This window comes from Burkholderia sp. SIMBA_051, assembly GCF_046534915.1.
Lineage (GTDB): Bacteria > Pseudomonadota > Gammaproteobacteria > Burkholderiales > Burkholderiaceae > Burkholderia > Burkholderia ambifaria.
Map to the genome: position 1 here is coordinate 1 of NZ_JAWRXS010000155.1, position 302 is coordinate 302.

Annotated in this window: 1 protein-coding gene; it reads right to left on the reverse strand. The window is 70.9% G+C overall.

The genetic code is table 11. From position 1 onward, the window contains the following. Positions 1–302, reverse strand: a 302-nt coding sequence (locus tag SB771_RS33985; protein ID WP_410721912.1) for an AMP-binding protein, incomplete at both ends; no start/stop codon positions are given.

Below are 302 nucleotides of genomic sequence, written 5' to 3' on the forward strand. Positions count from 1 at the left end.
CCAGGGCCGGTGATACAGAGCTCGCCGGTCTGGCCCTGCGGCAGCACGGCGCCGTCCTCGCCGCGGATCAGCATGCCGTAGTTGGGCAGCGGGGTGCCAATGGTCACGGGCTGGCCCGGCAGCAGCTCGGCCAGGCTGGCCGATACGGTGGTCTCGGTCGGGCCATAGGTATTGAACAGCCGGCGACCCGGCGTGGCCCAGCGCTGCACCAGGAATTCCGGGCACATCTCGCCACCCAGGTTGACGATGCGCAGGCCAGGCACGTCGCGCGCGAACAGCGCCAGCAGCGTCGGCACCGCATG